A 25,631-nucleotide genomic window follows, 5' to 3' on the forward strand; every position below is an offset into this window, starting at 1 on the left:
ATGTCCCGTCCTGTTCTGGCTCAGCTGGATTTGCAGGCCCTGAAGGATAACCTGCAAATTGTACGCCGGGCAGCACCTGGTTCACGCGTCTGGTCGGTGGTGAAAGCGAATGCCTACGGCCACGGTATTGACCGTATCTGGAGCGCACTGAGCGCCACCGACGGTTTTGCGTTACTGAATCTGGAAGAGGCCATTCTGCTGCGTGAGCGCGGCTGGAAAGGGCCTATCCTGTTGCTTGAGGGTTTCTTCCACGCCGACGACCTGCCGTTACTGGATAAGTACCGTCTGACCACCAGCGTTCACAGCAACTGGCAAATTAAAGCCCTGCAGGATGCAAAACTGCACGCACCGCTGGATATTTATCTCAAGGTCAACAGCGGTATGAACCGCCTGGGCTTCCAGCCTGAGCGGGTTCATACAGTCTGGCAACAGCTTCGTGCGCTGAAGAATGTGGGTGAAATGACGTTGATGGCGCACTTTGCCGATGCGGAAAAACCTGATGGCATTGCCGATGCCATGGTGCGTATTGAGCAGGCGGCTGAAGGGCTGGATTGTCCGCGCTCGCTGTCAAACTCAGCCGCCACGCTATGGCATCCTGAAGCCCACTATAACTGGGTGCGCCCGGGGATTGTCTTGTACGGTGCATCTCCGTCAGGTCAGTGGCAGGATATCGCCAACAGCGGCCTGAAGCCGGTCATGACCCTGCGCAGTGAAATCATCGGCGTGCAGACGCTGAAGGCCGGTGACACGGTGGGCTACGGCAGCCGTTACCGGGCGAAGGGTGAGCAACGGATTGGTATTGTGGCGGGCGGCTATGCCGACGGCTACCCGCGCATCGCCCCGACCGGCACGCCAGTCCTGGTAGATGGTGTGCGCACCGGTACGGTGGGTACTATCTCTATGGATATGCTGGCCGTTGATTTGACGCCATGCCCGCAGGCGGGGATCGGTTCACCGGTTGAGCTGTGGGGTAATGAAATCAAAATTGACGATGTGGCTGCCGCGGCAGGAACGGTGGGGTACGAATTGATGTGTGCTCTGGCACCGAGAGTGCCGGTTGTGACGGTGTAACATATATTCGCCGGGTAGCGCGAGCGCTTACCCGGCAGAAAACCGCTACTCCGCTTCCTCGTCCATTGGCCTCACGCCAACTTTCCTGACCTCGTTATCTTCTTTTTCGGCCACCGTCCAGATCATCCCGGCAAACTCCACCTGGTCACCAACGACAGGGGCTGCACCCAGCAGTTGCTGAATGATTTCACCCAGCGTTTGCTGTTTATCGCGGTACTCCAGTCCCTCATCCAGACCGTAAATCAGCGCCACATCGGCAAACTTAGCACTCGCTTCCAGAATAAAATCACCAAAGAAGCGCTGATCCAGTGCCACTGGTGGCGACTGACTGAACAGTTTGCCCAGCGCAGGCAGATCGCGCTCGCGGCCAATGACACACAGGATATCGCCTTCGCGCAGACGAGTGCTGCCGGTAGGATGCAGCAGGGCATTATCACGGAACAGCGCGGCAATGCGCGTTTCGGTTGGCATATGTAAATCGCGAAGCGATGCTCCCACACACCATTTGTCGGCGCTCAGCTGATAGACGAATTGTTCCCATGGGTTCTCAGGGTGAATGTCCAGCCCCACGCGGGAAACCGGCCAGCCGACAGGCGGGACCACCACTTTGGCTTTTTTCGCTGCCCACCCGAGCGAGGTTCCCTGGAACAGCAGGGAGATCAGAACCACGAAGAACGCCACGTTAAAGAACAATCGCGCATTATCCAGACCGGCCATCATCGGGAAGACGGCAAGAATAATCGGCACCGCACCACGCAGCCCCACCCAACTGATAAAAACCCGTTCACGCAGATTGAAACCGCGAAACGGTAGCAGGCCCGCAAACACCGATAGCGGACGGGCGAAGAAGATCATCCACGCAGAAAGCATCAGCGCCGGAACGGCAATCGGCAACAGGTCTGACGGCGTGACCAGCAGACCCAGCACCAGGAACATGCCGATTTGCGCCAGCCACGCCAGACCGTCGAAATTCTGCAAAATGGCATGACGATTGCGAATCGGACGGTTGCCCATCAGGAATCCGCAGAGATAAACCGCCAGAATGCCGCTCCCATCCAGCGCCGTGGTAACGGCAAAAATCAGAATGCCGCCGCTCAGCGCCAGCAGAGGGTAAAGCCCCAGAGGAAGCGAGATACGGTTGATCATCTGCTGTAACAGATAACCTCCCGCCAGACCGATGATAATACCCAGTCCGAACTGCTGCAGAATATGCCAGGCAAACATCCAGCTCAGCCCGTTTTCGTGCTGTTGAATCATCTCGATTAACGTGATGGTGAGAAACACCGCCATCGGATCGTTACTGCCGGATTCAATCTCAAGCGTGGAACCGACACGTTCGTTAAGCCCCTTTCCGCCGAGCAGAGAAAACACGGCTGCGGCATCGGTTGAGCCAACGATAGCGCCAATCAACAAGCCTTCCATGATATTGAGATGGAAAAGCCACGCGGCCATCATCCCGGTCAGGCCAGAGGTAATCAACACACCGACCGTGGCGAGCGACAGTGCAGGCCCTAAGGCCACACGGAACGAACTCGCCTGGGTGCGCATCCCGCCGTCCAGCAGGATCACCGCCAGCGCGAGGTTACTCACCATGTAAGCGAAAGGGTAGTTATCGAATGGGATACCGCCGATGCCATCAATGCCAGCCAGCATGCCGATGGCAAGGAAAATAACAAGAATAGGTATGCCGAGACGCGATGAAAATGAACTTAATAAAATACTGCTGGTTACAAGCACAGAACCCAGAATGAAAAGGCTGATTATCGCTGCGGCATCCAATGTTGTCTTTCTCCCACCTCAATGTTAACGCTGTTACTAAAACCCTAACATATTAACGGTGGCAACAGCGTTTTATTAAGGGGGTTAAACGGTTTTTTTATGCCTTTATGACAGGATGGCCGCTGATGGTTAGTCGACTGCCTGAATCATCATGAACCAGTGCGGCGTGTGCCCCCAGCGCCAGGGTCACAGTCTGCTGCTCATGGCCAAAATCCAGCCCAGTAATAACCGGAATATCCAGCCGCGAGCGAATGAAGTCGACCATGGTCTCAAGAGAGTAACCTGCGTCATAATCATTCGGTGCCGAGCCGCTAAAACTGCCCAGAACAATCGCGGCCTGACTTTCGAGGATCCCGGCGTGATAAAGCTGCAATAACATACGCTCAACACGGAACGGATGTTCGTTGATATCTTCCAGCACCAGAATGCCGCCCTCAATTTGCGGCAACCACGGCGTACCAATCAGCGAGACCAGCATCGCCAGGTTACCGCCCCAGAGCTGGCCCTCACACTCCCAGTGTGGACCGCGGCCTTGCCATTCCACGCTATAGGTCGGTTTTTGCAGCGCACGCCAGAAATGTTCCATGGTAAACGTATCCAGTTCTGGTGCGCCGAAATTACCCGCCAGCATCGGACCGCTGAAGGTAATAACGTTATGCAAAGCGAGCAGCCCAAGCTGGATCGCCGTGAAATCGCTGTGTCCGCAGATCAGCAGCGGGTCCTGCTGTTGACGCTGTGCCAGCCCTTGCCAGTCGATACTCTCCAGTAAGCGGCTCGCACCGTATCCCCCGCGCACCGCGAGCACAATCTGGTTTTCGCCCTTCAGGTTCACCAGGCTATTAATATCATTCAGCCTCTGCGCTTCCGTTCCGGCAAAACGCTGAAGACGGCGAGGGATAATCGTCTGATTTTCTACCTGATGGCCAGACTCCAGCAAGCGCTGAACGCCCCGTTGTGCCGCGTCCTGGTTAATGCAGTAGCCCGATGGCGCGATGAGATGAAACTGAGACATGGCAATTCCTTGCTGAATGAGAAACTAATTGTCTATATCATGCCGCTTATACGCCGCCTGCTTCAAGAGGCGGCGCACCGCGATGACCGGCTATAAGGATAGATGACGTGAAATTGAGATGGTTTGCTTTTTTGATTGTGTTGCTTGCTGGCTGTAGTTCCAAACATGATTATCAAAACCCGCCCTGGAACCCGGAAGTGCCTGTAAAACGGGCCATGCAGTGGATGCCAATCAGCGAACAAGCCGGAAAGGCCTGGGGTGTTAGTCCACGACTGATCACCGCGATTATTGCGGTGGAGTCCGGCGGTAATCCAACGCTCGTCAGCAAATCCAACGCGGTGGGGCTGATGCAGCTTAAAGCATCAACGGCGGGAAAAGAGGTCTACCGCTATATGGGCTGGAACGGTCAGCCTTCGACCAGTGAGCTGAAGAACCCGGAACGCAACATTTCGATGGGAACCGCCTACCTGAGCATTATGGAACATGGGGTGCTGAAGGGGATTCAGGACCCGGAGGTGATGCAGTATGCGCTGGTGGTTTCTTATGTTAACGGTGCCGGCGCGTTGCTCAGAACCTTCTCCTCTGACCGGAAAGAGGCGATAGCAGAAATTAATGGCATGGACAAAGATGAGTTCTTTGAACATGTGGCTAAGAATCATCCGGCACCACAGGCGCCTCGTTATATCTGGAAAGTTCAGAAAGCGATGGATGCCATGTAATGCCGTACACGGGCGGCGGTTACGCTGCCCGACTTTTCTCACAGAACTTTATTGGCGCGTTGCCGCGCTTCCCGCTCCAGTGAATAGATAATACGCTGAAGCTCGCGCTCTGCGCCGGGCCCCACATTAAGGAAACGGAAGCTCAGGCGTGGCGTAGTGATAGTCTCGTTTTTGCTGTCTACGACTTTGCGATCGCTGATGGCAATCAGTTGTGCATCAAAATAAAAGCGACCCCAGCCTCCCATATCCAGTTCGATCTGGGTAAAACGCATGCCTTCAACCAGCCCCTCAGGTTTCGCGGTATCCATCAGTGCGCCCATACCGCCAAGAGACAGATCGAAAAGGCGGAAACGGATCTCTTTTTTGTCCGGCATTTTGGCCTTACAAAAATAGGCTGGCTGAAGCGGAGCGCTGATGCGGAAATACTCACGACGCTGGACAAACCAGAGATTGGTTGGAAGAGGCGTAACAAAAGCAGGAAGCCCCTGGTATTCGCTCAGTTCCAGTCGTGGCAGGACAAACTCCACTTTCGCCCCCTGCGTTTCGGCCATCACCGCGATATTTTCCGCTTTCAGTGCGGCGCGGTTTTCATACTCCTGACTGCCCAGGTCGATAACCAGCCGCTCCTGCGAGGCATCAAGGATCTTGCTGATGAACTGATTATTCGACCAACTGATGCGCAGCGGCACTTCGCCTTTTTGCAGGTCGCGTAATACCCCTAATACAGCCAGCGGATTTTGCTTGAGGAACTGCTCACTGTAATGACTCACGCCGGATGGCTCCTTGAAAGATGACAGACTGTCTTAGCGTTATCGGCAATCAACAATGAAACTTAATACAAACCGGTGAGTTTTTTTACCTGTTTAAGAAAAGATAAGTCGGTGAGATGAAAATGGTTTTCTGGTGATGACCTATAATTAAGGTAGCTGTGCAGAAGGTTTTCTGCACATGCGTTAAACCTGCAAGAGGGCATCGCTATGGGTATCATCGCCTGGATTATCTTTGGTCTTATTGCTGGCGCTATCGCTAAATTGATCATGCCGGGAAACGATGGCGGCGGCTTTATTTTGACCTGTGTACTCGGGGTCGTTGGTGCGGTTGTGGGCGGCTGGCTGGCGACGATGTTTGGTTTTGGAGGCAACATAAGTGGTTTTGACCTGCACAGTTTTCTGGTCGCTGTCGTGGGTGCCGTTGTGGTGTTGGGCATATTCCGATTACTGCGACGAGCATAAAATGACATAAACGGCTCTCTGCGGAGGGCCGTTTTTTTACCTGAGTATTGATTTGTTAATCTAAATGATAATAATTGTCGTTCCTAATTACATCTAACAACAAGACGACATTATGAATACCTCACGTTTTGCGCTGTGCGCCCTGGCAGGTGCCGTCACGCTGGCATTGCAGGCCCAGGCGTTTGCCGAAGAATCAACAATCGTTGTTACGGGCTCAGAGCAGGGCAGCGCATTGCCGGCCTGGACGAACAGCGCAACGAAATCGGCCGTTGCCGAAAGTAAAACGCCGCAGGTCATCACGACCCTCTCTGCACCGGAAATAGAAAAGCGTCACGCGAATTCGGTGAATGAAATCCTGCGCTATGCCCCGGGCGTCTCAACCGAGGTGCGCGGGAATACCTCCTACATGAGCGAATATAAAATTCGTGGTTTTACCGTCGACCAGGAGTTCTACAACGGGTTGCAACTGCCCTATAACGTCACCGGAAACACCAAGGCGCGAATCGATCCGCTTTTAATAGACAGTGTTGATATCCTGAAAGGCCCTTCATCGGTACTTTATGGCGGCGGTTCTCCGGGCGGGCTGGTGAATATCCAAAGTAAAAAGCCGCAGCGAGAAGCCCGAACTGAGGTCGGTTTTAACACCGGGAACCGTAATCTGAAAGAGGGCTATCTCGACTCAACCGGACAAATTGCCGACAGCGACTGGAACTACCGTTTGCTGGGCAAAGCGACGGAAAATGACGATCAGCCGCACACTACCCGCTATGAAAACTACCTGATTGCTCCGTCAGTCACCTGGCAACCGGACAGCAAAACCCGTCTCACCCTGGATGCCCTGGCGCAAAACACCCCGAGCCTGACGCCGTCTAACCCGTTGCCGCTTGCTTATCTGCGCTCGAAATACGCGGGCAAGCGCGATTACGCTGGAGATGAGTGGAACGGGTTTAAACAACGTCAGTGGATGCTGGGCTACAGCTTCGAACACGAATTTGACAGCGGCTGGGGCTTTAATCAGAAAGCGCGCTATTTCGACGTCGATACCCACCAGCGCAGCGCCTACGCGACAGGGACAGGAAGCGAGGTATACCAGCTCAACCGCTTTGCCTACACCACCGATGAAGACCTTAAGAGCTTTAACATCGATAACCAGGTGACCAAAACCGTTACGCTGGGTGACTGGAAACACCATCTGCTGGCCGGGTTTGACTATCAGAAGCTGGACTCCCATTTCCACTATCGCTACGCATCGGCCACGCCGGGTATGGATATGCGTCATCCTGATTATTCGCAGATCCATGAAAGCGCGCTGGAACTCTACACCGCCCAGAAAAACCGTCTCAGCTACCAACAGAACGGTTATTACCTGCAGGATCAAGTGGAATTTGGCGGCCTCAATCTGCTGGGTAGCCTGCGCTACGACGATTACCGCTCCGTCACCACCAACTATCTGCAAAACGGCGATAAAGCCTGGGTATCGCAGGATCGCGTTACCAAACGCCTGGGGGCGCTTTACGCCTTTGATAACGGGATTTCGCCATTTATCAGCTACTCAGAAGGTTTTGCGCCGGTCTCCCCGCAGGGAACGCTCGTGGCGAAAGACGTCAAACCGACCACCAGCAAGCAGGTGGAAGGTGGGGTAAAATATCTGCTGGCTGACTACGCCACCACCTTTACCGCCTCGGTGTTTAACATCCGTCAGAAAAATGTCGTCACTTCCGATCCGGGTTTCCTGAACTATCGTCAGACCGGGGAAGTGGAGTCTAAAGGGGCAGAGTTGTCCGCCATCAGCCGTCCGATGGACAACCTGACGCTGATTGCCAACTATGCGTACACCCACGCGATCAATACCGAAGATGATAAATACCAGGGGAAACGTCCAACGCAGGTTCCGGAGAATGCCTTCAATCTCTGGGGGGATTACACCTTTGAGAACACGGCGTTGAAAGGGCTGATGCTGGGGGCGGGCGCACGCTACACCGGCCCGATGGAAATCTCTCCGTCTAACGATGCGGGTAAACTGGGCGGCACTACGCAGTACGATCTGGCGGCCACGTACCGGATAGGCGAAATTCTGCCCTCGCTGGCAGGGCTAACGCTTAAAGCCAGTGCGCAGAACATCACCAATAAAGAGACACTGACCTGCTACGATGCGACCAACTGCTGGATTGGGCGTGACAGGACGTATCAGTTAGGGGCGAGTTACAGTTTCTAAGCGAAGCCCTGTGAGTTCAACATGTAAGCCGGGTAAGGCGTAGCCGCCACCCGGCAATACTCACTTACTGCGCCGTCGCTTTCACCGGCGCTGTTTCATCATTTGCCGCAGGCTGATTTTCCGGCACGCTGTCGCAGGGTTTCGCTTTCGGGCAGACCCGATCCAGCATTTTCAATGTCACACCGTTACTCCAGCCGAAGCCGTCCTGCAACGGATACTCACCGCCGCCGCCACCAGTACCGGTTGTCGACACGTCATACTTCTCGACCAGTTTCTTTTCCCGGTCGTAAGTATGCTGAACGTTCTTCAGGAAACGCCAGGTTACCTCCATCGAGACCTTCTCTTGCCCGTAATTCTGCAGCCCTTCCGCGGCCACCCACTGCAGCGGGGCCCAGCCGTTTGGCGCGTCCCATTGCTGGCCGCTACTAATAGTGGTGGTGGTAATTCCGCCTGGTTTCAACAAGCGAGACGAGGTTGCCGCTGCCACTTTGTCGGCCCGATCCTGCGCCGCCGCCTTCACGTAAAGTGGGAACAGGGCTGCCGCCGTGAGTTGATTACGCACCTTCTTGCTCTTGAGATCGTAATCGGCGTACCAACCCTCTTTATCATTCCACAGATGGCTCTCAATGGCTTTCTGACGCGCGGTTGCCAGCGTTTCGTATTTGCTCGCGCTGGCGGCATCGCCACTCTCCTGGCTTGCCCGCGCCAGCAGTTTTTCCATCTTAAACATCAGGGCATTCAGATCGACGGGCACAATGCTGGTGGTCCGGATCGTGCCGAGTTTTTGCGGATCGTCCATCCAGCGGGAGCTAAAATCCCAGCCCGAAGCCGCAGCGGAACGTAAGTCACGGTAGATCTCGGTCGCAGGGCGGTTAGGGTTACTTTTGGCGGTATTCACATCGTCAAGCCAGGACTCCGGGCGTGGGGTATCGCGGTCATCCCAGTAGCGGTTGAGGATGGCGCCATCATCCAGTTTCACCACCCGTTTGTTGGCTTGTCCCGGCTGAAGGGCATCTACGCCATCCATCCAGTAAGCGTACTCTTTCTCCATCTGCGGACGATATTTCTTCAGCGCATCGCTGTCATGGGTTGCCAGCAGCTCAACCATCATTGAGAAAAACGGTGGCTGGGAGCGGCTCAGGTAGTAGCTACGGTTGCCGTTGGGAATGTGGCCGAAGGTGTCAATCTCATACGCAAAGTTATCCACCATGTCGCTGATTTTGTCCCAGTGATCGCTTTCCGCCAGGCCCAGCATGGTGAAATAGCTGTCCCAGTAGTAGACCTCACGGAAACGACCGCCGGGCACCACGTAAGGTTTGGGTAACGGCAGAAGGGAATCCCATTTGTTGCTGGCTTTATCCGTGGTGCGCGTCAGTACGGGCCAGAGATCATCAATGTGCTCACGTAAACTTTGTCCAGCAGGCGGAACATATTTTTCCCCTTCCGCAGGGAGCGTGAAGTTCATCTCGACAAAGTGGCGTAAGTCAAAGCTGGACTGCGTGTGCTGCATCCGATAATCCGCCAGAATCATTAGCGGGTCGCTTTTGGGGACGGCATCAGCGAAGGTTTTCTGATCGGGAAACAGTTTGGCACTTTGCACATCATTGAACAGAGGGCCCAGCAAAATATCAGGTGAGGTTGTCTGGGTCGCGGGGCTATCGTCGGCATAACCCAATGTCGTTACGCCGAGCAGCGCGCCTCCTGACGCAAGGGCCAGGAACGCGGGGCGTAGTGTATGAGGTCTTATCATCAGTTCGTCTCCTGTCTTCACTAAACAGCGTGACCGCTGTTGTCAATCACCTGAAAACCTTAGACGAATATTGTCTGATTCGCGTTAAATATTGCTGTTCAGTCAGGCCTCTTCCGGCGTCTGACTGGCTTCCCGCAGCGTGCCCGGTGCATGTCCAATAATGCGCTTAAATGCCCGGCTAAATGCCGCCAGAGAGCCGTATCCCAGTCGCAGCGCGACGGTTTCAATCGGCTGATTTTCGTGTCGAATGTACTGAATGGCCAGCCTCATCCTCAACTCGCTGAGATATTTTGCCGGGGTGGTTCCCGTCGCGGCCAAAAAACGTTCCGCGAACACGGAACGGGACGTACCCGCTTCTTTTGCCAGGTCCGCCACGCTCCAGTTCAGGCCAGGCTGCTGGTGCATAGCGTAAATGGCCCGGCTCAGGCGCGGATCGCGCAGTACCTGCACCCAGCCGGTGGCTTTGCCACAGCCGCCTTCAACCCAGCCACGCACGATTAACGCTGCCACCACGTCGGCCAGCCGCGCAAGGATCCCTGCGTACCCGGCCTGACGCGCCACGGATTCCCGCTCCATCGCCGCCAGCAACGGGTGGATCTCCGGCCAGGTGGACATCAACCGGCTGACCATCATCACTTCCGGCATCGCCTTGATCAGCGGCTGCATCCCGCCCAGCTCAAAATCCATGCACCCGCTAAAGATAATGGTGTTCTCGCTTTCCGGGCAGGGCTCGCAGGTGATGGCACACACCGAGCTGCAGATGGGTTCGCTGGGAAAAGCGTTGATGGGCGTAATAGTTGCCTGCTCGTCAGAGAGCAGGGCATGGGAATTACCGCCAGGAATAAAAAGGGCGTCACCACTACTCAGTTCGAATGTGGCACCACTCTCCATTCGCAGCAAGGCGCTACCGTGGCTCACAAAATGAAACTGCGCCCTACCGGGCGCCTGATGGAACGCGACGCCAAACGGTGCACTGGCCTGGATCCGCCGGTATTTCACACCTGACAGGCGCATGCCGCGTAAAAGTTCGCTGATAAGATCGGGTGACTGCACGGTCATGGCATAACTCCGGACGAATAATCAATAAGTGGAGATTATATGTCATAGATCGTCCAGGGTGAACCTTCTATGCTTTTGCGACAGATGTCACATTTTCATAACAGGAGAACAGCAGATGAATTCATGTGTCGCGGCGAGAGAGGCCATCGCGCCTGCAAAACCCGCCTGGCGAGCGGTCTATTCACTGGGGCTGGGGGTGTTTGGGTTGATTACGGCAGAGTTTCTGCCCGCCAGTTTGCTGACGCCAATGGCTGCGAGCCTGGGGGTAAGCGAGGGGATGGCCGGTCAGGCCGTGACCGCCACCGCACTGGTGGCGCTGGTCACGGGATTGTTAATCACGCCGGCCACCAAAAGCATCGACCGCCGCTGGGTATTGATGTTTTTCTCCGTGCTGCAAATCATCTCCAGCCTGCTGGTGGCCTTTGCGCCCAACTTGCACGTCCTGCTGATGGGGCGCTTGCTGCTGGGGGTTGCCATCGGCGGATTCTGGGCGATGTCGACGGCCACGACGATGCGTCTGGTTCCCGCGGATAAAGTGCCGAAAGCGCTGGCGGTGATCTTCTCCAGTGTATCCATTGCCACCGTAGTTGCTGCCCCACTGGGGAGCTATCTGGGCAGCCTGATTGGCTGGCGTAACGTCTTTGTACTCTGCATTCTGCCAAGTATGCTGGCGCTGCTGTGGCAGCTCTGGGTGCTGCCTTCCATGAAACCGGAGAGCAGCGGTAGTCTGAGTACCCTGTTCCGGGTGTTGCGTCGTCCGGGGATGATCGGCGGTATGCTGGCGACCATTCTGATCTTTAGCGGTCACTTTGCTTTCTTTACCTACCTGCGTCCGTTCCTGGAAACAGTAGGGCAGGTAAGCGTTGAGATTATTTCACTGATCCTGCTGGGTTTTGGACTTGCCAACTTTGTCGGCACTTCTGTCGCCGGGCATCTGCTGGCACGTAATCTGCGCCTGACGCTGGCGCTGGTACCGTTTGCGATGGGCGTACTCGCCCTCACGATGGTAGCGTTTGGTCATCTGGCGATGCTGGATGGGTTCCTGGTTGCGTTGTGGGGCTTTGCGTTTGGTCTGGTTCCGGTGGGCTGGTCAACCTGGCTTGCAACCACCGTTCCGGATGAAGCCGAAAGTGCAGGAGGGTTGCTGGTAGCGTCCATCCAGCTGGCGATCAGTGCCGGTGCGGCCGGGGGCGGGGCGGTATTTGACCTTAACGGCGCCAACGGCGTATTTGTTGGCAGCGGTCTCCTGCTGGTGACTGCGATGGTGATTGTGTTTATGGGTGTCAGGGTGAAGGCGGAGTGATCTTTTTCCCTCTCCAGTGGGAGAGGGAAATTATTGATATCCAATGTTCTACGCTGTCGCTCTTTCATTCCAGGTATCTTTGAACATTATGTTGCCGTCGCAATATTTCCATTCAATTGATTCATATCGGATTTCGACTTCTTCCATGTGCGCACTCGCGATACCTAATGGATGCAATACTGGCGAAATCCTCGTTATCTTGACGTTTTCCAGAGTGATATTGAAGTATTCGCGCTCAATACCGGCGTCATCAATTTTATACATTTTTATTAATGCTGATTTGAATGTTTTGCCTGTACATACAGCACGACATAAATAGGGTGTGATGCGGTCTATTTCCTTTTCAAAGGTAATGGGAACATGAAGGCGTGTCCCCGTCAGTTTTCCCGTGTTGGAACAGGTGGGGATCCAGACAGAGTGGTTAAACGATTTTAGTTCGGTAGAGCCCAATCTTGTAGGCATTAAACATTCACCAATAACGGGTGCGTTATTTTCATCAGTAAACCATATATGTGCTGGTGTAGACATGTTTTTATCTTCCTTTATAAAAAAAAGCGATTGATAAAACAACGAGTGCAATTACCCCAATTATTCGAATTGCTATCATGTCATCATCAATAACAGACACTGTAATCATTGATAAAAGAAGAATGATTACGACGACTCCACATGCGCGCAAGTCTCTAATTATATCATCTAAAATTATTTTCAATATACTCTTAAAGAAGTTAAACATTATTTCATCATCTTGATTAAGGCTTCGGCAATATCATCGTCTGAAGCAGAGTAAACATTGAAATTACCTGATTTTGTTATAACGGGTTCAATCAGGAAGTACATCATTTCAAGATGTTCCGTATATAGAGCATGATAAAAAAGCGGGCTATTATTTTTTAATCTATTTGCACTATCAGCGGCATGCTGAACCAGGCTATAAGTATTAAGTACAAATAAAGCTATTGCACCCTTACCTGCTATTTTATTAATGAAGGCGTTTTGTACGGCAGAGTTCATTTTGTTACCATAACAGATGTATTTGGCCACTGCATAGAGTAAACCTATTTTGGATATTTGTTTGACGGAGTAGTGTATTGTAAGACGTATTGTTTTTTCAAGAATATTTCTTTTTCGATCTTCACTTTTGCCATTTAATAATGTTTCTATATAAATCCTTATCATTCTAAATATAATGTCTCTGTGTGTCACAAGTTGATAAATACCATCAGCAAATCGCTTGTCTTCTATGCTCAATCGTTTACAGACATCCTGATAATTATCGGTAAAGCAAGATGTATAATAAAGCAAGCGCGTGGTAGCATCACCAAGATTGTTTAAATATTCTATGGCACCATCCTTTACCCCCGCGACGGCGCGATCGAGTCTTACTGCGAGGTCCTTATCGGATCCAATTCTTTCTATAATTTCCTTGCTGTAATACATAATATGTCCCTGTTGTGTACAGGGTTTATCATGGTCTACGTTATCGTCTAAGGACAGTGATCGTACTCTCAATTTTAAAAGTAAAATAAAGAATAACCACTAACCTATTATCTAAGTTAATCGATGCTTATTTATAATTGATGCGATGAATTGGAAATTGTTGAATATAACTAAGTTTATCTTGAATTATATATTCAGCGAGGAGTGGGTGATATTACAGAGTGAGGACATATTTTGCAGGCCGGGTAAGCGTAAGCGCCACCCGGCATCAAGGTAAGATTTACAACCCTTTCTTATCCATCCACACAGCCAGATCCACCAGGCGGTTTGAGAATCCCCATTCGTTGTCATACCACGCCAGGATCTTCACCATGTTCCCGCCAATCACCAGCGTGGAAAGCCCGTCGATAATTGAGGAGCGTGGGTCGCCCTGGTAATCGCTGGAGACCAGCGGTTCATCGCTATATCCCAGAATGCCTTTCAGTGGCCCACTGGCGGCAGCGTGACGAAAAGCATCATTCACTTCTTCGACAGTCACGTTACGGCTTAGCGTTACCGTTAAATCCACAATCGACACCACTGGAACTGGCACACGCAGGGAGTATCCGGTCAGTTTACCGTCCAGGGAAGGGATGACTTTCCCCAGCGCTTTTGCCGCACCGCTGGAGTACGGGACAATTGACAGTGCTGCAGCACGTGCTCCACGCAGATCCTTTTCAGGCTGATCATGCAGCGCCTGACTGTTGGTATACGCATGTGTCGTGTTCATTAGCCCATGCTCAATCCCGAACTGTTGATGCAGCACTTGCGCAGCGGGAGCCAGGCCGTTAGTGGTACAACTCCCGTTGCTTACGACAACATGCCGGGCCGGATCGTACTGCTCGTGATTGACCCCCATGACTATCGTCAGGTCATCGTTTTTCCCGGGAGCGGAGATGATAACGCGCTTAGCGCCACCGTGGGTGATATGCACTGCCGCTTTTTCCCGTTCGGTGAAGAAGCCGGTGGCCTCAATCACCACGTCAACGCCGGCATCACGCCACGGAATATTCGCCGGGTCGCGTTCGCTGTATACGGTAATTCGTTGACCATCCACCTGCAACGCGCCGTCAGCTGCTTCAACGGGAACCGGCAGGGTACCGAGAAGGGAATCGTGTTTGAGCAAATGGGCGAGGGTTTTGCTGTCCGTCAGATCGTTAATGGCCACAATCTGCAGATCCGCGTTGCCCAGCGCCGCGCGCAGGAAATTACGTCCGATACGGCCGAAACCGTTAATACCGACCTTAACCATGGTGCACTCCTTATCTCTGTTGTCTGGAGTCACTGTAGGCGTCAGGCCGGGTGGCGTAAACGACAAAAAAGGATCAGATTACGCCATCTTCCGGCAATGAAAGCGCTGGCGGTACTCGCCCGGAGTGAGGTGGAGTTGTTTCTCAAACACGCGTCGCAAATTAATACTGCTGCCAAACCCGGTTCGCTCAGCAATAAGCTCAAGGGGATCCCGGGTCTGCTCCAGCAGTTGTCGGGCGGCAGCCAGACGCGCTTCAGTGACGTAGCGGGCCGGAGAAACCCCGGTTTCACGGGTAAACACACGGGTGAAATTGCGCGGGCTCATCGCCGCTTTTCCGGCCAGATTTTCCACGCACAGGTCTTCCGTGAGGTTTTGCAGGATCCAGGTTTGCAACGCACTGAGCGGGCCAGAATCACCGGGTTGCTGAAGGCTATAACGACTGAACTGCAGTTGCCCACCGGGGCGGCGCAGATACATCACCATATCCTGCGCCACGTCGCGGGCGAGGGTAAAACCATAGTCATCTTCCACCAACGCCAGAGTTAGATCGAACCCGGAACTTACGCCGCCAGAGGTCCAGACAGGACCATCCTGAACATACAGCGGACCACTTTCGACCCTGATAGCCGGATACTGGGTTTGCATTGTTTCCAGCAGCCGCCAGTGGGTGGTCGCACGACGACCATCGAGCAATCCCGTCTGGGCCAGCAGCATCGCACCGCCACAAATTGACGCGATCCGTCGCGCATGCGGCGCAGCAAGGTGCAGCCAGTCCACCACGGCGGTACTTTCCTGTTCGTTCATACCACGACCGGTGATGATAATCGTATCCAGCGGTTCACGCGGATCCAGCTCCGGCAGACGGTAGTCCGCCAGCAGATTCAGGCCGGACTGACCGTGGATCACCTGGTGGGGTTGGGTCGTGGCGATGATAATGCGATAGCGGGGATGCGAAATACCTTCCGGATGCAGTCGATTGGCCTGCATCAGAATGTCAGCGATACCGGCGGCTTCAAACAGCATGCCGCCGTCGGGAACAATAATCAGGATTTTCTTCATGTCCTGAAAAGTACCTTTATTGCAAAATAAGTCAAGTGGCGGAGCCTGCCCACGTTTCTGGCAAAGCAATGCGATTTAAGTTCTTTGTTATTTCAGACGTTATCCCCGATCGTCAGGGCACTGTCTCTGGCGAAACGGCGTCTGAAGGAATGGGTAAACGAAACTCCCTCTATTTACATCCGCAACAACGCGAACAAATCCGCCATCTCGCATCGGGTTTTATATGGCGAAGCGAACTGCCCACGTGGCTATTGATCATCACTATTTATGCAGGCTGGTTTGCCACACTGACGTTCTGGAAAACGCTCGGCCTGCTGCCCACCACGTTGCTGCTCATCGGGTTTACCGCCTGGTATATGTCCTTGCAACATGAGTTGATCCACGGACATCCCACGCGTTTTGCCTGGCTTAACCAGCTGCTTGGTACGCTCCCACTGGCTGTCTGGTATCCATATGGTCTGTACCGGGATTCCCATCTCGCCCATCATCGGCACCATAGCCTGACTTTTCCGGTGGATGACCCGGAGTCGTACTATTTTACGCCGGAGAGCTGGGCGCGCTTCTCCCCCTGGCAGAAACGCGTGATCCAGGCGCGGAATACCTTTACCGGGCGGATATTGCTGGCGCCGCTGCTGGATATCGTTCAGACACTGGGCAGTGCCGTGGTGGCGTTTCGTCATCTTCAACTGCGGGCAATATCAATGTGGCTGGTTCACGTTTTGCTGCTGGTGGCTCTCTTCGCCTGGATGACGCAGACCGGCTTTTCACCCGTCTGGTTTGTACTGGCGGTCAGTTATCCGGCGCTGGCGCTGACCAAGGTCCGATCATTTTTCGAACATCGCGCGGCGGATGACCCGCTCGCACGTTCCGTCATTAACGAGGCTGGGTTGTTCTGGCGGGTACTGTTTTTGAATCTTAACTACCATTCAGTACATCATGATTTACCGGGCGTGCCCTGGTATGGGCTGAAGACAATCTACCAGCAAAACCAGGAGGCGTATCGGCAGCGAAACCGTGGTTTTCTCGTGCGGGGCTATGGCGAATGGTTCCGCCAGTTCTGGAGCAGACCCGTTGACGTTACCGTCCATCCAGGGCGCCAACAAAGGACAAACGATGAGTAATCTGCTGGCATTTCCTATGTATGCCATTGATCAAGCCAATACCCGCGCGCTTTGGCTGACGGTAAAGCGTTTGCTGGCCGCACGCGGTGTGTCCGTTGTTCGAGACCCGGGCGAGCCGGAATCTGACCTGCTGACTCACTGGCAGCAGCCTGAACTTATTCTCAGCCAGACCTGTGGCTATCCGCTGGTCACGCAACTGCCGGACGTGCAGGTGGTCGGTTGTTTTCACTACACGGCTCCGGGATGCGATGGGATCCAGTACCGCAGTCTCCTGGTGGTGCGTGCACAGGACCGGCATCTCACGCTGGCGGATTTTCGCGGAGGTCGGGCGGTCTGTAATTCCGCGGACTCGCAGTCCGGCTACCATGCGCTGCGAAAGAAAGTGGCTGACGACAATTTTTTCTCACAAACGACATTCAGTGGCAGCCATCGTCAGTCGCTGATTGATGTCAAACACGGAGAAGGTGATATTGCAGCCATCGACTGTGTGACCTGGGCACTGCTACAGCGTCACGAGCCGGAACGGCTTGCGGGGCTGGCGGTTATTGACCGTACCCCTTTGACGCCGGGGCTACCGCTGATTACCTCGCATAACACCTCGCCTGAAACGCTTAACGCCATTCGTGATGCGCTCCGCGCGCTGGTGGAATCACCGGAACATCGGGACGTTTGCGACGCGGTGTTGATCGGCGGTTTTAGCGTGGTGACGCGTCAGGCTTACGCTTCATTGTCTGCGTGAAAAATCGCCTGAGCGTCAGTGAAACAGCGCAGCGCCAGGGAGGAGACGGGCTTCTGTCTGCGCATAATCAGGCCGACAGGGGCCTCAATATTGGCGTCGGCGATGGGGACTATCCTGAAATTGCTGTTCAGGTCTTCCAGCCCGTTGCTCAGCGGCATCACGGCGCAACATACGCCGCTCTGAACCGCCTGAATAATCTGGAACGTGGAGTCGCTTTCAAAAACGGACGTGGGTTCGATCCCTGCGGCGTTAAAGCTGGCCTCCATATGCGCCCGGTAGTGCATCCCTTTGGTCAGGAACCCCAGCGGAAAATCCATCAGGTCGCGCCAGGTCAGGGTGACCTGATCCAACTGAAAATGACGCGTATCGTGCAGCAGACCCATCTTCGTCTTTGGCAACTGAATAATGTCAAACAAGCTGGTGTCGATACTGTTGAGGTAGCATATACCCAGCTCAAGCTGATTACGGCTGACGCCATCGGCAATCTGTGCCGAGGACATGGAATAAAGGCTGTAAGTCAGCTCCGGGTATTTTTGCGTCAACAGGCGGATAAAGATCATCGGGTCCACGCTCGCCAGCGGGACCATTCCCAGGCGTAACTCACCCACCACCTGGCCTTTGCACAGCGCGGCTTCAGCCTGTAATCCGTCATGGGCAGCAAGCAAGGCACGCGCCCATGCCAGAATGCGTTCACCTTCCGGTGTAAAGCCTTCAAAGCGCTGCCCGCGCACAATCAGCACCAGCCCAAGCTCCTCTTCCAGATTGCGGATGCGCATGGAGAGCGTCGGCTGGGTGATGTTGCACTGCGAGGCCGCCTTACCAAAGTGGCGGGTCTCGTCGAGTGCGATCAAATATTTCAGCTGTTTTATATCCATCGTCTTTCTCTGCGCAAACAGCCTTACAGCATGCGGATCTCTTTCGAGCGCAGGGTGATGCGAACCGGAACCGATTTATAGGACGGCGTGCCGCTGTCCTTATCCAGATAATCAAGCGGCACCAGCACGTTGGCTTCCGGATAGTACGCTCCGACAGAGCCCGGTGCGATGCTGTATGCCACAACCGTAATATCTTCCAGACGCTGAACACTGCCGGGAAGGGCGGTTTCGATATCCACGCGGTCACCGTGTTCCAGCCCTGCCTGTGACATATCATCTTCATTCATAAACAGCACATCCCGGCGACCAAAAACGCCACGGTAGCGATCGTCCAGGGCGTAAATGGTGGTGTTGTACTGGTCGTGGCTGCGCAGCGTGATCAGGCGCAGAACATGCTCTCCTTCACCACTGGCATTTTCATGCACGCCGTCGAATATTGAGAACATCGCTTTGCCCGTCGCCGTTGGCCAGATACGTTTCGTTGGTGGCAGTGGCATACGGAAGCCGCCGGGAACGCGGATCCGCGCATTGTAGTTCTCGAACCCCGGAATGGTTTGCTCGATGAGATCGCGGATGCGGTCGTAATCCTCAATCAACGTCATCCAGTCCACACGGGTTGCCTGCAGAGTGGCTTTCGCCATGCCGGCGACAATGGCCGGTTCAGCCCGCAGCAGTGGAGACGCAGGTTTTAGCTTGCCTGAAGAGGCATGCACCATCGACATCGAGTCTTCGACGGTAATGGACTGACGCCCGGTGGCCTGAACATCCAGTTCGGTACGCCCAAGACAAGGTAAAATAATCGTCTCTTTACCGACCAGCAGATGGGTACGGTTGAGCTTGGTCCCGACGTGGACACTTAACGCCAGGGATCCCATCGCCGGAAAACCGCGCTCGTGATCGGGCATCGCGACGGCAAAATTACCGCCGAGGCAGATGAGCGCTTTTGCATGGCCGTCGATCATGGCTTGCGTTGCCTGCACCGCATCATGGCCGTGGTGGGAGGGGGGCTCAAACCCAAAAACGTCTTTCAGACGCTGCAGAAATGCCGGCGTCGGCTTCTCACTAATCCCAACGGTGCGGTTTCCCTGCACGTTTGAATGACCGCGCAGAGGGCAGATCCCCGCACCAGGCTTGCCAATATTGCCGCGCATCAGCAGAAGGTCAGCAATCAGCCGGACGTTAGCCGTGCCTTTATTGTGCTGGGTAATCCCCATCCCGTAAGTAATGATAGTGGCACTGGATTTCGCATAGGCGTCGGCCACGCTTTTAAGCGCCGCCTGGCTCAGCCCTGACTCTCGCTCGATCTCGTCCCACTGCGTGTGGGCAATATCGGCAGCAAAGTCCTCAAAGCCCTGGGTGTGTTCGGCAATAAACGCGTGGTCGAGCACGTTACCGCGTTCGGCCTCCATGTGCAGTAGGTGTTTAGCAATACCTTTTAACGCGGCGGCATCACCTCCGGCCTTCACCTGGAAGTAAGTCGACGCGATATCTGTCGAGCTGTAGGTCGCCATTTCAATGACGCTTTGCGGGTCCGCAAAACGTTCCAGAGCGCGTTCGCGCAGCGGGTTAAAGACGATAATCGGCACGTTGCGGCGCGCAAGTTCATGAAGGGTACCCATCATCCGAGGATGGTTAGTCCCGGGGTTGTGACCGATGGAGATCACCAGCTCTGTTTTATCGAAATCATCCAGTGAGACAGTACCTTTCCCGATACCAATCGAGCGTGGCAATCCGACGCTGGTGGCTTCGTGACACATATTCGAACAGTCGGGGAAGTTATTAGTACCGTATTCGCGTGCAAAGAGCTGGAACAGGTATGCCGCTTCGTTGGAGGCGCGCCCGGAGGTATAGAACTCAACCTGATCCGGATCGAGCCCGCGCAGGACCTCACCGATGCGTTGAAACGCCTCGTCCCATTCGACAGGCTTGAAAGTATCGCTTGCCCGGTCATAGCGCAGGGGATGTGTCAGACGGCCGTATCCTTCCAGCTCAAAGTCAGATTTAGCCAGCAATGAGGCAACTGTGTTTTCGGCCAGAAAAGCCGGGGTGACGCGTTTGTTGGTCGCTTCCCAGGTCACTGCTTTCGCGCCGTTCTCACAGAACTGGAACGTCGATTTGTGCTCTTTATCAGGCCATGCGCAGCCCGGACAGTCAAAGCCGTCAGGCTGGTTGGTGCGCAGCAGCGTCGCGGGGGCATCAAAGGTATCCATTTGGGTACGCACCGCGATGGCAGTGGCTTTTAACGCCCCCCAGCCTCCGGCAGGACCGTCATAGTGCCTGATCCCGGGAACTGAGCGTCTTTTCTTATTCATACCAACTCCTGACTCGTTAACTCATACACCGCCGGGCCCGTAAAACCACTGTGGAGGGACAATAAGCGCAAGCAATGATGATCACGTGTATCAATGCACACGGTGCTGCAAAGCGCTTTAACTTAAATACATCTTTATTACAGTGGCTTATAAGCGATGTAGTCTAAAAATTTAAAGAAATTATAACGAAATTTTATCATTTTGATAATAAATCTTATCTATCACACGTTCGGTGGGATAGATGACGCAGGAAGAAAAAAATAATGTAGTAGCGGTAAAACTTCATATGAAAGTCGGGAAGGGTGAGCTAGCGGTAAACCTCAGTGTAAATTGATCTAAAGAAAATTCTGAACATCATTGCAGCAGGAAAGTTTACCCACGCTTAATTGTTAATTCATCCAATTGATGTCTGAATAGACAGTTATCACGATAAAAAATACATACTTATTTTGAGGTGTGAAATTAACTGCCTGCCAGCGGTCTGAAATAATCTGATTTAAGATGTCCTGCCGGGCAGAAATAAACATACTCTATCGATGCAACAAATAATTCATAAAGAATATATTCATTGCAAACCGAAAATAAGCGAAATTCTACTAATTATGGTAGTGGTGAAAATAGGTTGGTTGCGTTAATGCAACTCGTTCTCTTTTGTGTTTTTATGTTATTAAACATGTTGTTACGTTAGTGGTTCGCCTAATAATAACCTCTTTCAGAATGCGTCGACTCTGTTTGTCAGATTAATCCTATAATGCATCGAGTGCTTCATTAACCATCACTTGCGTGGCGTTAAATATTGAATTGATACGAAGCTCATGTAAACTTGCTCGCTGTTTCTTAAAATATGTCAGGAAGACGCTGGGCCTTATTCTGAAGGGCTCGTGCGGTAGCTATGCCCTTAAAATAGTCACGCCCCGAAATTATCCTGCATGTTTTAACTTTAGTACTTAAAACAAACTTCATTCCCTCATCTTCATCATCGAAATATCGCTACGGAAAAGCATATGAAAATGCGCGTACTGTTTTCACTTCTGTTTGTAATGGCGGTGGCGGGCTGTAAAGCGCCGCAGAAACCTGTTATCAACGACGATACGATCGTGACCAGCCAGGTCAACGGCGTCACCTTAACCCACCGTCACGCGGTTACACCGCCTGCAGAATTCACCCAACTCAATGAGCCGTATCGTGCCATGTATCCGGCATCCGTGATGAGCCGTCCTGACTTTGGCGGAAAGGTTATCCGTACGCTGGAAACCGGAAAAACCTACGTGGTGCTGGGGCAGGTTGAACACTACTGGATGGCGCTTGCCGATGAAGGACAAGACCAGCTGATTGGTTACGTTCCGATGCGCGCCGTCATCAAGGCCGATCAGTACGAGGCCGCAGTACGTAAACAGGCCATTCGTCCTAAGTCACGTAAAAAAGCGACCTGCGTCGATGTTGATGGCAACAGCAAAGCCTGCAAAGACAGCGCTAACGGTACCTGGATCCTGAACTAAACGGCTTTTATGAGCGTGTTTTTATGAATAATAAAAATTTTCATCGGTTATGGTTGGTCTTTTACGCGGTGGTTTTCACCCTTGTCAGTGGTTGTACGTCGTCTTCACACAGCGACCCTTCCCGCTACAATCTGCAGTTTCAGGCTCATCCACAAATCAATGAATCTGCGCCGCTTAAAGTCCGGGTACTGTTGCTGAAATCCGATGCGGATTTCATGTCCAGTGACTTCTATTCCCTGCAGAACAACGCGTCAGCAACGCTTGGCGCGAATCTGCTGAACAGCGATGTGTTCTTCCTGATGCCAGGACAGCTGTCGAAAACCCTCAGCGGACAAAGCTCTCCGGAGGCCCGCTATATCGGTGTGATGGCGGAATATCAGATGCTGGATGGCAAAAAATGGCGCGTTTCAATCCCTCTGCCTGTGCCAGGCGAAAATCATCTCTATCAGTTCTGGAAATGGTCCGCGGATGAACTCCAGGCCAACGTTTTTCTCGACGTGAATGGTATTCGTGTCATCAGTCAGTAACGCGCGTTAAAACAGGAAACACATCATCATGACGAAAGCAGAAAAGGTCGTCTGGACCGAAGGCATGTTCCTGCGTCCACACCATTTTCAGCGGACTGAAAGTTATCTGCTCAACCATGTTCGTGAATGGGGTGCGCTACAGCGGTCATATCTCTGGGGCTTTCTTGACGTTGAACTCGATGAAGCAATGCTTCGTCAGGGTTGCATTGCCCTGAGCTACTGCAGTGGATTGCTGCCGGACGGTACCTTTTTCCAGGTGCGTAACGGGCGCAACGGCCCTGCTCCGCTGAAAATCCCGGACAACCTCACCAATGAAAAGGTGGTGCTTGCACTGCCGGTTCGCCGTGGTGAAAGAGAAGAGGTGATTTTTAGTGAAGAGCAGGCCTCTCTGGCGCGCTTCATCGCTTTCGAGCAAGAGGTAGAAGACGATAACGCCATGTCGGTGGGGGATGCCACCGTCCAGTTTGGCCGTCTGCGTCTGACCCTGATGCTGGAAAAAGATCTGACAGCAGAATGGACCGCCATCGGCGTGGCGGTGGTAACCGAGAAACGTAACGATAACCTCGTGCGACTCGATAACAGCTACATTCCGCCGATGCTGAACGCCAATAACAGCCCGCAGATCTACAGCATGATCAACGATCTTCACGGCTTACTGGTGCAGCGCAGTCAGCAGATTGGCGGTCGTCTGCGTCAGCCTGGCCGCTTTAACACCTCTGAACTGATCGAATTTACGCTGTTGTCGCTGGTGAACCGCCATCTGGGTGAAGTATCTCACTTAAAAACGCTGCCGTTGCTACACCCGGAAACGCTCTGGCGCAGCTGGCTCCCGTTTGCGACCGAACTCGCCACCTGGACCTCGCAACGTCACGCCGAAAACATTCTGCCGATTTACGATCATGACGATCTCGCGAACTGCTTCAGCAAGTTGATGCTGATGTTACGTCAGGGGCTGTCGCTGGTGATGGAAGATCACGCGATTCAGTTGCCGCTTAACGAGCGCTCCCACGGTCTGAACATCGCCACGGTGCCTGAAACCAGCATGGTGCGCGAGTTTGGCTTCGTACTGGCGGTAAAAGCCAGTGTGCCAGGCGAACACCTGCAAACTCATTTCCCTGCTCAGATGAAGATCGCGCCGGTATCGAAAATCCGCGATCTGGTCCAGTTGCAACTGCCTGGCATTATGCTGCGCGCCATGCCGGTTGCGCCGCCGCAGATCCCATGGCATGCGGGCTACAGCTACTTTGAGCTGGAGAAAGGCAGTGAGCTGTGGCACGAGATGGATAAGTCCGGTGCATTTGCCCTGCATCTTGCAGGGGAATTCCCGGGACTGGATATGGAGTTTTGGGCCATCCGTAGCCCGACAGAATAATATAGCGAGCGCTAAATATGCAGGAACGACAGGATACCGGCAGTGATGCCGCGATTACCGGAGCCAGTAGTAACAATCCGCTGGTGGCGGCCGCTAATCCGCTGCTCAATGCGATTCCGCAGATCCGTCATTCGGTGTCTCATGACGATCAGGTGGCATTACGCCAGCGTCTGATCGATGAAATTCGCCGTTTCGAAGTCCGCTGTCAGCAGGCTGGCCTCGCCTATGAGGTGATCGTCGGGGCGCGTTACTGCCTGTGTACGGCACTGGATGAAGCGGCTGCGCTGACCCCCTGGGGCAGTAGCGGCGTCTGGTCAAGCAACGGCCTGCTGGTGACGTTCCATAACGAAACCTGGGGCGGTGAAAAGTTCTTCCAGTTGCTGGCGCGTCTGTCGCAAAACCCACGCGAACATATTCTGCTGCTGGAGATGATCAACTACTGTCTGCTGCTCGGCTTCGAAGGGCGTTATCGGGTGCTGGATAATGGCCGCACCCAGCTCGAGACGATCAAGCAGCGACTCTGGCAGATGATCCGTGGCGTACGTGGCAGCTATCCGCCACCGCTTTCCCCCCATCCGGAAGATCGTCCGGTGCTGCGCAAATTGTGGCGCCCGATGGTACCCCTCTGGGCCTGCGTAGCCCTGGTCGGGTTTATCGCCTGTCTGTTTTATATCGTGCTTAACTGGCGTCTTGGCGATAACACCAACCCGGTGCTGGCGAAGATTTACCAGTCCCAGTTACCGGAAACCACCATCCAGCAGCCGGCCCGTCAGCTACCTGCGGTGTTGAACCTGCGCGGGTTCCTGAAACCTGAAATCGAGGCGGGTCTGGTCGCGGTGAAAGACGAAGCGGACCGTAGCGTCGTGATCCTGAAAGGTGACGGGCTGTTTGCCTCTGCCTCCACCGTTGTGCGTGATCGCTATGAACCGGTGATCAACCGTATTGCGCAGGCAATGAATAACGTCAGCGGCAAAATTCTGGTGGTGGGCTACAGCGACAACGTGCCGATTCGCAGCGCGCGCTTTGCCTCTAACTATGAACTTTCTCTGGAACGTGCCCGGTCTGTACAGAACATGCTGCAGGGAAGCCTCTCCCGGCCTGATCGTGTGAAAGCGGAAGGGCGGGGCGAAATTAACCCAGTAGCACCAAACGATACGCCTGAAAACCGCGCCCGTAACCGCCGTGTGGAAATTACTCTGCTGGTGTCGCCTGAAAATACGCAGGCTGAGCTGAACGGATTGCCGCAAGGAAACTAA

21 protein-coding genes and 1 pseudogene are annotated in these 25,631 nt (G+C 53.7%); 11 read left to right on the plus strand and 11 right to left on the minus strand.

Translation table 11 applies throughout. The features are described 5' to 3' along the window. Positions 1-1,071: a catabolic alanine racemase DadX gene (gene dadX, locus HED65_RS00340; RefSeq protein ID WP_108089702.1), complete on the plus strand. Its 1,071-nt coding sequence runs from the start codon at positions 1-3 to the stop codon at positions 1,069-1,071. 111 nt (positions 1,072-1,182) lie between these two features. Here dadX and HED65_RS00345 read toward each other — a convergent pair. Both HED65_RS00345 and ldcA read right to left on the minus strand, forming a co-directional pair. Next, positions 1,183-2,850, minus strand: a pseudogene (locus HED65_RS00345) (potassium/proton antiporter); the annotation flags it as partial. 97 nt (positions 2,851-2,947) lie between these two features. Continuing rightward, the gene (gene ldcA / locus HED65_RS00350) at positions 2,948-3,862 is read right to left on the minus strand and encodes a muramoyltetrapeptide carboxypeptidase (protein WP_114976936.1); all 915 of its coding nucleotides are present in this window, start codon (positions 3,860-3,862) and stop codon (positions 2,948-2,950) included. A 107-nt stretch (positions 3,863-3,969) separates the two neighbouring features. Between ldcA and emtA the strand changes: the two genes are divergently transcribed. After that, positions 3,970-4,581 (plus strand): membrane-bound lytic murein transglycosylase EmtA, encoded by a 612-nt coding sequence (gene emtA / locus HED65_RS00355; protein ID WP_114976937.1) that lies wholly within the window; start codon positions 3,970-3,972, stop codon positions 4,579-4,581. 38 nt (positions 4,582-4,619) lie between these two features. Here emtA and ycgR read toward each other — a convergent pair whose 3' ends face one another. After that, positions 4,620-5,351, minus strand: coding sequence for a flagellar brake protein YcgR (ycgR, locus tag HED65_RS00360; RefSeq protein WP_114976938.1), 732 nt, complete (start codon positions 5,349-5,351; stop codon positions 4,620-4,622). A gap of 207 nt (positions 5,352-5,558) precedes the next feature. Between ycgR and HED65_RS00365 the strand changes: the two genes are divergently transcribed. Together HED65_RS00365 and HED65_RS00370 are read left to right on the plus strand one after the other, a co-directional pair. Further along, positions 5,559-5,813 carry a GlsB/YeaQ/YmgE family stress response membrane protein gene (locus HED65_RS00365; RefSeq protein ID WP_114976939.1) on the plus strand — a complete coding sequence of 85 codons (255 nt, stop codon included), beginning with the start codon at positions 5,559-5,561 and terminating at the stop codon, positions 5,811-5,813. 112 nt (positions 5,814-5,925) lie between these two features. Beyond that, positions 5,926-8,028, plus strand: a complete 2,103-nt coding sequence (locus HED65_RS00370; protein ID WP_114976940.1) for a TonB-dependent siderophore receptor — start codon at positions 5,926-5,928, stop codon at positions 8,026-8,028. A 64-nt stretch (positions 8,029-8,092) separates the two neighbouring features. Here the strand turns inward: HED65_RS00370 and HED65_RS00375 are convergent, their stop codons facing one another. Together HED65_RS00375 and HED65_RS00380 are read right to left on the minus strand one after the other, a co-directional pair. Beyond that, positions 8,093-9,778 (minus strand): alpha,alpha-trehalase, encoded by a 1,686-nt coding sequence (locus HED65_RS00375; protein ID WP_114976941.1) that lies wholly within the window; start codon positions 9,776-9,778, stop codon positions 8,093-8,095. 102 nt (positions 9,779-9,880) lie between these two features. Then, positions 9,881-10,837 carry an AraC family transcriptional regulator gene (locus tag HED65_RS00380; RefSeq protein WP_114976942.1) on the minus strand — a complete coding sequence of 319 codons (957 nt, stop codon included), beginning with the start codon at positions 10,835-10,837 and terminating at the stop codon, positions 9,881-9,883. A gap of 115 nt (positions 10,838-10,952) precedes the next feature. Here HED65_RS00380 and HED65_RS00385 point away from each other — a divergent pair, with 115 nt between their 5' ends. Next, positions 10,953-12,140, plus strand: a complete 1,188-nt coding sequence (locus HED65_RS00385) for an MFS transporter (protein WP_114976943.1) — start codon at positions 10,953-10,955, stop codon at positions 12,138-12,140. A gap of 48 nt (positions 12,141-12,188) precedes the next feature. Here the strand turns inward: HED65_RS00385 and HED65_RS00390 are convergent, their stop codons facing one another. From HED65_RS00390 to HED65_RS00405, 4 genes are all read right to left on the minus strand, one after another. Further along, positions 12,189-12,668, minus strand: coding sequence for an Hcp family type VI secretion system effector (locus tag HED65_RS00390; RefSeq protein ID WP_114976944.1), 480 nt, complete (start codon positions 12,666-12,668; stop codon positions 12,189-12,191). 207 nt (positions 12,669-12,875) lie between these two features. Then, entirely contained in the window at positions 12,876-13,580 is a 705-nt protein-coding gene (locus tag HED65_RS00395) for a hypothetical protein (protein ID WP_114976946.1), read from the minus strand. Between the two features lie 280 nt (positions 13,581-13,860). After that, positions 13,861-14,871 (minus strand): type I glyceraldehyde-3-phosphate dehydrogenase, encoded by a 1,011-nt coding sequence (gene gap / locus HED65_RS00400; RefSeq protein ID WP_114976947.1) that lies wholly within the window; start codon positions 14,869-14,871, stop codon positions 13,861-13,863. A 78-nt stretch (positions 14,872-14,949) separates the two neighbouring features. Then, the gene (locus HED65_RS00405) at positions 14,950-15,930 is read right to left on the minus strand and encodes a GlxA family transcriptional regulator (protein WP_114976948.1); all 981 of its coding nucleotides are present in this window, start codon (positions 15,928-15,930) and stop codon (positions 14,950-14,952) included. Between the two features lie 149 nt (positions 15,931-16,079). On the opposite strand from HED65_RS00405, the gene HED65_RS00410 reads away from it, so the two are divergent. Next, positions 16,080-17,051 (plus strand): fatty acid desaturase, encoded by a 972-nt coding sequence (locus HED65_RS00410; protein ID WP_114977448.1) that lies wholly within the window; start codon positions 16,080-16,082, stop codon positions 17,049-17,051. Further along, positions 17,044-17,790, plus strand: a complete 747-nt coding sequence (locus tag HED65_RS00415; protein ID WP_114976949.1) for a phosphate/phosphite/phosphonate ABC transporter substrate-binding protein — start codon at positions 17,044-17,046, stop codon at positions 17,788-17,790. Before HED65_RS00410 ends, HED65_RS00415 begins: the two co-directional genes overlap by 8 nt. Here HED65_RS00415 and HED65_RS00420 read toward each other — a convergent pair. Next, complete coding sequence (locus tag HED65_RS00420; RefSeq protein ID WP_114976950.1) at positions 17,769-18,665, minus strand: LysR family transcriptional regulator; 897 nt, start codon at positions 18,663-18,665, stop codon at positions 17,769-17,771. The two genes, HED65_RS00415 and HED65_RS00420, sit on opposite strands and share 22 nt — an antisense overlap. A 23-nt stretch (positions 18,666-18,688) precedes the next feature. After that, positions 18,689-20,977: an FdhF/YdeP family oxidoreductase gene (locus HED65_RS00425; RefSeq protein WP_114976951.1), complete on the minus strand. Its 2,289-nt coding sequence runs from the start codon at positions 20,975-20,977 to the stop codon at positions 18,689-18,691. Positions 20,978-21,981: 1,004 nt separating this feature from the next. On the opposite strand from HED65_RS00425, the gene HED65_RS00430 reads away from it, so the two are divergent. Genes HED65_RS00430 through HED65_RS00445 form a run of 4 tightly spaced genes read left to right on the plus strand, consistent with a single transcriptional unit; the run spans position 21,982 to position 25,631 of the window. After that, positions 21,982-22,476, plus strand: a complete 495-nt coding sequence (locus HED65_RS00430; protein WP_114976952.1) for an SH3 domain-containing protein — start codon at positions 21,982-21,984, stop codon at positions 22,474-22,476. A gap of 23 nt (positions 22,477-22,499) precedes the next feature. Next, the gene (tssJ, locus tag HED65_RS00435) at positions 22,500-23,003 is read left to right on the plus strand and encodes a type VI secretion system lipoprotein TssJ (RefSeq protein ID WP_049008586.1); all 504 of its coding nucleotides are present in this window, start codon (positions 22,500-22,502) and stop codon (positions 23,001-23,003) included. A gap of 28 nt (positions 23,004-23,031) precedes the next feature. Then, a complete protein-coding gene (tssK, locus tag HED65_RS00440) occupies positions 23,032-24,375 on the plus strand; it encodes a type VI secretion system baseplate subunit TssK (RefSeq protein ID WP_114976953.1) in 1,344 nt (447 codons plus the stop codon). Between the two features lie 17 nt (positions 24,376-24,392). After that, positions 24,393-25,631, plus strand: a complete 1,239-nt coding sequence (locus tag HED65_RS00445) for a DotU family type VI secretion system protein (protein WP_114976954.1) — start codon at positions 24,393-24,395, stop codon at positions 25,629-25,631.

It is taken from the genome of Pantoea sp. LS15, from assembly GCF_012241585.1.
Taxonomy (GTDB): Bacteria; Pseudomonadota; Gammaproteobacteria; order Enterobacterales; family Enterobacteriaceae; genus Enterobacter.

Excerpts from the sequence above, each read along its gene's own strand:
- HED65_RS00365 (WP_114976939.1), top strand. The coding sequence starts at position 5,559 with ATGGGTATCATCGCCTGGATTATCTTTGGTCTTATTGCTGGCGCTATC.
- HED65_RS00380 (WP_114976942.1), bottom strand. The coding sequence starts at position 10,837 with ATGACCGTGCAGTCACCCGATCTTATCAGCGAACTTTTACGCGGCATG.
- HED65_RS00430 (WP_114976952.1), top strand. The coding sequence starts at position 21,982 with ATGAAAATGCGCGTACTGTTTTCACTTCTGTTTGTAATGGCGGTGGCG.
- gap (WP_114976947.1), bottom strand. The coding sequence starts at position 14,871 with ATGGTTAAGGTCGGTATTAACGGTTTCGGCCGTATCGGACGTAATTTC.
- dadX (WP_108089702.1), top strand. The coding sequence starts at position 1 with ATGTCCCGTCCTGTTCTGGCTCAGCTGGATTTGCAGGCCCTGAAGGAT.
- HED65_RS00370 (WP_114976940.1), top strand. The coding sequence starts at position 5,926 with ATGAATACCTCACGTTTTGCGCTGTGCGCCCTGGCAGGTGCCGTCACG.
- HED65_RS00425 (WP_114976951.1), bottom strand. The coding sequence starts at position 20,977 with ATGAATAAGAAAAGACGCTCAGTTCCCGGGATCAGGCACTATGACGGT.
- HED65_RS00385 (WP_114976943.1), top strand. The coding sequence starts at position 10,953 with ATGAATTCATGTGTCGCGGCGAGAGAGGCCATCGCGCCTGCAAAACCC.
- HED65_RS00415 (WP_114976949.1), top strand. The coding sequence starts at position 17,044 with ATGAGTAATCTGCTGGCATTTCCTATGTATGCCATTGATCAAGCCAAT.
- HED65_RS00445 (WP_114976954.1), top strand. The coding sequence starts at position 24,393 with ATGCAGGAACGACAGGATACCGGCAGTGATGCCGCGATTACCGGAGCC.
- HED65_RS00405 (WP_114976948.1), bottom strand. The coding sequence starts at position 15,930 with ATGAAGAAAATCCTGATTATTGTTCCCGACGGCGGCATGCTGTTTGAA.
- HED65_RS00410 (WP_114977448.1), top strand. The coding sequence starts at position 16,080 with ATGGGTAAACGAAACTCCCTCTATTTACATCCGCAACAACGCGAACAA.
- HED65_RS00390 (WP_114976944.1), bottom strand. The coding sequence starts at position 12,668 with ATGTCTACACCAGCACATATATGGTTTACTGATGAAAATAACGCACCC.
- tssJ (WP_049008586.1), top strand. The coding sequence starts at position 22,500 with ATGAATAATAAAAATTTTCATCGGTTATGGTTGGTCTTTTACGCGGTG.
- HED65_RS00395 (WP_114976946.1), bottom strand. The coding sequence starts at position 13,580 with ATGTATTACAGCAAGGAAATTATAGAAAGAATTGGATCCGATAAGGAC.
- tssK (WP_114976953.1), top strand. The coding sequence starts at position 23,032 with ATGACGAAAGCAGAAAAGGTCGTCTGGACCGAAGGCATGTTCCTGCGT.
- HED65_RS00420 (WP_114976950.1), bottom strand. The coding sequence starts at position 18,665 with ATGGATATAAAACAGCTGAAATATTTGATCGCACTCGACGAGACCCGC.
- HED65_RS00375 (WP_114976941.1), bottom strand. The coding sequence starts at position 9,778 with ATGATAAGACCTCATACACTACGCCCCGCGTTCCTGGCCCTTGCGTCA.
- ldcA (WP_114976936.1), bottom strand. The coding sequence starts at position 3,862 with ATGTCTCAGTTTCATCTCATCGCGCCATCGGGCTACTGCATTAACCAG.